General features: G+C 66.4%; 6 protein-coding genes. 1 reads left to right on the top strand and 5 read right to left on the bottom strand.

The window, feature by feature from the left end; translation table 11 throughout:
• The 5 genes from Q8P46_17265 to ftsE form a co-directional block, all read right to left on the bottom strand.
• Positions 1 to 1,598, bottom strand: a 1,598-nt coding sequence (locus tag Q8P46_17265; GenBank protein MDP2621898.1) for an adenosylcobalamin-dependent ribonucleoside-diphosphate reductase, incomplete at its 3' end; no start/stop codon positions are given.
• A 115-nt stretch (positions 1,599 to 1,713) separates the two neighbouring features.
• Positions 1,714 to 2,490, bottom strand: a complete 777-nt coding sequence (locus Q8P46_17260) for a lysophospholipid acyltransferase family protein (GenBank protein ID MDP2621897.1) — start codon at positions 2,488 to 2,490, stop codon at positions 1,714 to 1,716.
• Positions 2,487 to 3,179, bottom strand: coding sequence for a YdcF family protein (locus Q8P46_17255; GenBank protein MDP2621896.1), 693 nt, complete (start codon positions 3,177 to 3,179; stop codon positions 2,487 to 2,489). Before Q8P46_17255 ends, Q8P46_17260 begins: the two co-directional genes overlap by 4 nt.
• A gap of 90 nt (positions 3,180 to 3,269) precedes the next feature.
• A complete protein-coding gene (locus Q8P46_17250) occupies positions 3,270 to 4,286 on the bottom strand; it encodes an ABC transporter permease (protein MDP2621895.1) in 1,017 nt (338 codons plus the stop codon).
• Complete coding sequence (gene ftsE, locus Q8P46_17245; GenBank protein MDP2621894.1) at positions 4,283 to 4,942, bottom strand: cell division ATP-binding protein FtsE; 660 nt, start codon at positions 4,940 to 4,942, stop codon at positions 4,283 to 4,285. Before ftsE ends, Q8P46_17250 begins: the two co-directional genes overlap by 4 nt.
• A gap of 82 nt (positions 4,943 to 5,024) precedes the next feature.
• On the opposite strand from ftsE, the gene Q8P46_17240 reads away from it, so the two are divergent.
• Positions 5,025 to 5,642: a zinc-ribbon domain-containing protein gene (locus Q8P46_17240; GenBank protein ID MDP2621893.1), complete on the top strand. Its 618-nt coding sequence runs from the start codon at positions 5,025 to 5,027 to the stop codon at positions 5,640 to 5,642.
• The last annotated feature ends 155 nt before the right edge of the window (positions 5,643 to 5,797 follow it).

Below are 5,797 nucleotides of genomic sequence, written 5' to 3'. Positions count from 1 at the left end.
TCGGGCGCGTTGATGGTCTTGGAGATGGCGCTGTCGACCCAGGGCTGCAGCGCCGCCTGCATGCGTAGATGATCGCCAGGCGTCAGCGAGCGGGTGGTGACGAAGCTCTCCGGCACCTCGGCGTCGGCCCCGAACTTGTCGCGGAAGGCTCGATAGGCGTAGTCGCTCACCTCCTCTTCCTCGCCGCCGCCGTCGGGAAGCAGCACGCGGCGGTGGAAGGCGAGGTTGAAGATTGGCTCGATGCCGCTCGACACATTGTCGGCGAACAGCGATATCGTCCCGGTCGGCGCGATGGAGGTCAAAAGCGCGTTGCGCACGCCATGCTTGGCGACGAGTGCCCGCACCGGCTTGTCGAGCCGCTTCACCGAGGGGGCGGCGAGATAGGGCTCTCGGTCATAAAGCGGGAACGGCCCCTTCTCGGCGGCAAGTTCCACCGAAGCGCGGTAGGCTTCGTTCTGGATCGCCCGCATCCAGCCGCCGGCCGTCTCCGCCGCCTCCTCGCTGCCATAGGTTAGCCCGCACATGACGAGCGCGTCGGCAAGGCCGGTGACGCCGAGGCCGATGCGCCGCTTGGCGGTCGCCTCCCGGCGCTGCGCATCGAGCGGGTAGTGAGAGACGTCGATGACATCGTCGAGGAAACGGACGGCGTCGGCGGTGATCGCGGCAAGCTCCTCAGCCTCGATGCGCGCGCCGGCCTCGAACGGGTCGCGAACCAGCCGCGCCAGATTAATCGAGCCCAACAGGCAGGCGCCGTGCGGAGGCAGCGGCTGCTCGCCGCACGGGTTGGTGGCGTGGATCGTCTCGCAATAGTTGAGATTGTTCTCGGCGTTGACGCGGTCGATGAAGACGACCCCCGGCTCGGCATATTCGTAAGTGGCGCGCATGATCTCTTCCCACAGAATGCGCGCGGCAAGCGTCCTATAAACCTTGCCCTCGAACACCAGGTCCCAGGAGGCGTCGTCCTTCACCGCGTGCATGAAGGCGTCGCTGACGAGGACCGAAAGGTTGAACATTCTCAGGCGCTTGGGATCGGCCTTGACGCGGATGAAGGCTTCGATGTCAGGGTGGTCGCAGGCGAGTGTCCCCATCATGGCGCCGCGCCGGGCGCCGGCCGACTTGATGGTACGGCACATGGCGTCCCACACGTCCATGAAGCTGATCGGCCCGGAGGCGTCCGCGCCGACCCCTCTGACCGGCGCCCCCTTCGGCCTCAGGGTGGAGAAGTCGTGGCCGATGCCGCCGCCGGCCTGCATGGTCAAGGCGGCTTCCTTGAGATTCTCGAAGATGCCGCCGAGATCGTCGGGGATGGTGCCCATGACGAAGCAGTTGAAGAGCGTCACCCGGCGCTTGGAGCCGGCGCCGGCAAGGATGCGGCCGGCGGGCAGAAAGCGGTAGCCCTGCATCATGCCGCGGAAGCGCCGCGCCCACCTTGCCCGCTGCTTGGCCGGCTCGGCGGCGGCGACGGCCTTGGCCACCCGTGCCCAGGTCTCCGAAACGCTACGCTCGAGCGGCGTTCCGTCGTCACGTTTCAGACGATATTTGTCGTTCCAGATGCGCTCGGCGATGGCCGTGCGCTGCGGCGTGTGTCTATCCGCCATCGCTCGCTACTCCGCTGCCGGTCGCCACCTCCTAAAGTATGGTCACAACAGGTTACGGTCAATTAAATGTTTTTGTTTTGTTCTCAATGGTCGCGAACCGGCTTCGGGTCGCGCTTCAGCCCTGCGCCCGTTGCCTGAGCGCCTCGCGTGCCACATCCGGCAAGGGCGGCGGATTCTCTGACGCGGCGGCCTCGGCGATCAGCCGGTTGCTGGCGGTTTCGATGTCCTTTTTGAGGCGGGCCAGGAAATCCTCCTTAGACAGGCCGGGAGGAATGGGCGGCAATATCTCCACCACGATGGTTCCGGGATGGCGCGCAGGCTTGCGGCGCGGCCAATAGAGTCCGGAATTGAGCGCGACCGGCAGGCAGGGAACGCCGAGGTCGCCATAAAGAAGCACGATGCCAGGCTTGTATTCGGGCCGAGCGCCCGGCGCGCGGCGCGTGCCCTCGGGAAAGATGATGACCTGCCGCCCGGCGGCGACCGCTTCCCTGGCGCCGGCGCGAAGCGTCCGCATGGCCTTGGCGCTGGCCGACCGGTCGATGGAGGTGAGGCGGAACTTGCGCGCGAACCAGCCCATCACCGGGATCCAGGTCATTTCGGCCTTCATCACCATCGCAGGATCCGCGAACAGCGTATGCAGCGTGATCGTCTCCCAGGCCGACTGATGCTTGGCGGCGACCAGCAAGGCTCCCGGCGGAATGTTCTCGCGACCGCGGACCTCGACGCGGGTGCCGACGATGACCCGCTGCCACCACATCGTCGTCCAGCCCCAGCATTTCAGCCCGACCATGGCGTAGCGCCGCGGGCCGAAGAGGAGTGGACTGCCGAAGACGAGCAGGATGGCAAGGTTGAGATAGAAGACGATGTTGAAGACGAGCGCGCGCAGGCTCATTCGGCTTTTTCGGGTCGGCGGGCGGACGCCGTCGCGTATTCCGTGCTCGGATCGACGAGGGTCTGGCGCGCCGTACTGGCGATGAATTTCATATACTCCACGAACAGCATCCGCCAAGCCTCGCCATCGCGCCACCAGGCCCGGTCGCGGAAGGTCTCCGGCACCACGGGATAGGGCACGAGCGCGATGTCGGGCATGGCGCGGGAGAACTCCGACAGGCTGCGCGGCAGGTGATAGTTGCTGGTGACCACGATCAGCGAGGTAAAGCCGAGATCCTGCGCCCAGTCCCTTGCCTCGGAAGCGTTGCCGAACGTGTTCAGGGCCGAGCGGCCGATGTCGATGCAGCACTCGAACAGGGCCTGGGAATTGGGGATCTGGCGGTGCAAATCATGCCGCGAGGTGCCCGGGTTCACGCCGGTGATCAGAAGCCGCTTGGCGTGGCCGGCGCCGAGCAGCTGCACGGCGTCGGCGATGCGCGAAGCGGCCCCCGTCAGTACCACGATCCCGTCGGCGGTCCCAACCGGGTAGCCGTGCTGTTTGGGGATCTGCGAGGTGAAGTAGGCAAAGCCGGCCACAAGCACCAGCGCCACAACCAAGGCGCCATAACCGGCCATTCGAACTGCCCTGCCAAGCCGCATGCCGTCTAGGTCCAAGAAATACCGGCCGTCCTGGTCGGCCGGATAGTCCACAATCGCAATCCGTTCAACAGGATGCAAGCCTCTCGCGCCCGTGACCGGAGCATGCGTCGACGGGGGCGTCAGAGGGGCGTCGCGACGCCATCAATCCATCTCGCGCAGATATCTGAGGACGGTGATCCGCGAGGACAAGGCGCTGAGCACGGCAAGCCCGGCGATGATGCCGGCGATGCCGGCATAGCCGGCCCAGCCGATCGACAGCGACTGCACCAGGGCGCCGAGCGTCTCGCCCGTCACCGGGGCCGCGATGCGCGCCGCCACGGTCCGCGCGACGACGAACAGCCATGCCGCCGCCGCGCCGCCGATGAGACCGCCTTTCAGGCCGAGAATCAGGAAATGGCGCTGAAACTCCCGCGCGATGAAGGAATGGCGCGCGCCGACCATGTGCAGCACGTGGACGATGTCGCGGTTTCCGGCGATGGCGCTGCGGGTGGCGAAGACGATGATGGCGGTGGTGGCCCCGAGCATCAGCAACAGGACCAGGAAACCGGCCGTCTGCAGCCAGCCCGACACGGAGCGGATTTGTGCCTGCCAGGCGCGGTGGTCGTCAAGCGTGACACCGGGGATGGCGCCGGCAAGCCTGGACGACAGCGCCGCCAGGTCCGCGGGCACGACCGGATCGAGCTCCAGCGCGATCAGCCGCGGCACCGGCAGTTCGGTAAGGTCGAGGCCGGCGCCGAGCCACGGCTCTAGGATCTTGGCGTTTTCCTCCACCGACAGCGTCTTGGCGTTGAGGACACCGCTTGTGCCGGTGATGATCCTGAGCGTCTCGCTGAGTTGCTTGTCGGGGTCGAGCCCGTCCACCGGTTTGACCTGGACGGTGACCTCGCGCCCGGCATCGACAATCCAGGTCTGCGCCGCGCGATGCACCGCCCACGCGGTGCCCAGCGCCAGGCTGGCCAGGAAGCACATGATCGCGGTAACGAAAATCAGCGAACGGCCGACCACCGTCGCGCGCGGGACGATCGGGCTCGGCTGCTGGTTGAAGGCGTTGAAAAAGCCGTCGACCAGGCGAACGAAGGAACGCTCCCTGGGCTGCTGTGGTACGGCCTCCGGCGGGCGCAGCGGCGGGGGCGACGGCGTCTTGTTGGCGAGCATCACGCGTCATACTCCAAGTGTCCGTCGGCAAGAATAAGGCGCGGGGCGTCGAATTGGTCCATGAGGCCGAGATCGTGGGTGGCGATGATCACCGTGGTTCCGAGCCGGTTGAGCTCGATGAACAGCCGCAATAGCCGCGTCGCCATTTGCGGGTCGACATTGCCGGTCGGTTCGTCGGCGAGCAGCAGCTCCGGCTGACCGATGACGGCGCGGGCGATCGCCGCACGCTGCTTCTCGCCCCCCGACAGCACCGGCGGCAGCGAGGCCATGCGCTCGCCAAGGCCGACCCATTTCAACAGTTCGATGACATCGTTGCGATAGCTCGCCGGCGGCCGGCCGGAGACCCTGAGCGGCAGCGCGATATTCTCGAACGTGCTCATATGGTCGAGCAGGCGAAAGTCCTGGAATACAACGCCAATTCGCCGGCGCAAGCTGGGCAGGGCGTCGCGCGACACGGTGGCGACGTCATTGTCGAATAGCGTGATCAGCCCTCGCGTCGGCCTGAGCGCCAGGAACAGGAGGCGCAACAGGCTCGTCTTGCCGGCGCCCGAGGGGCCGGTTAGAAAGTGAAACGAGCCAGGTTCGACATGGAACGAGATGTCACGCAACACCTCCGGACCCATGCCGTAGCGCAGCCCGACATTTTCGAACCGAATCACGGTATCTACAGCCCTCTCACCCGCTTACGTTTGTGCCGTGGGTATGCTTAACGGCTTGTTAAGCCTTACCGGCAAACTGGGGGTGGAAGTCAACCGGATCAAGACCATGATGCTGGTCTGCCCGCAATGCATGACCGCCCGCGCGGTGGCGCACGCCGCCCTCCGCCCCCGCCGGCGCGAGGTCAAGTGCCGCAATTGCGGCCATGTCTGGAACGCCGGCGGGGGTGGCGACAGGCGTGGCGCGAGGCGGCAGACCGCGACCAGGGCCGCCGCTTTCGCCGCCGCCTTCGCGGTCCTCGTCGGCGGGGCGCTTTATGCCCGCACCGAGATCGCCCGCCTCTTGCCCGGAATGGCCGGGCTCTACGCGGTGCTCGGCGCTCCGGTCAATCTGCGCGGCCTCGAATTCCGCGACGTCACGGCGGAAATCGCCGTCGAAGACGGTATTTCCGTGCTTTCGGTGCGCGGCGACATCGTCAATGTGACGTCGAGACCGATCAAGGTTCCGCCAATCCGCTTTTCCATGCGCGACGGGGGGAAAGTCGAAATCTATCACTGGATCGGCGCGGCGGACGCGCAGCAGCTTGCCCCGGCCGGCCAGGCTGCGTTTGCCACCCTTCTCGCCGCGCCGCCGATCACCGGCGAACAGGTCGAAATCCGATTCGACGGCAGTGCCGCGCGCACCGCGGGCGGGAACCCGTAATCGCCGGAAAGGCGCTAGAGCGGTTCATGGTTATAGGGGATCAATTCGATGGGCCAAATCGGTTCATCCGGGCAGGCGCGGGCCGCGACGCGCGATACGGGATATCGGGCGAGCGCCGCAACGAACCCGGTGGGCCGATTTGGCCCACCGAAGGC

The sequence above is a fragment of the Hyphomicrobiales bacterium genome, assembly GCA_030688605.1.
GTDB lineage: Bacteria > Pseudomonadota > Alphaproteobacteria > Rhizobiales > NORP267 > JAUYJB01.
The sequence above is the reverse complement of the archived record's forward strand: the minus strand, read 5'-3'. Positions and strand labels throughout refer to the sequence as shown.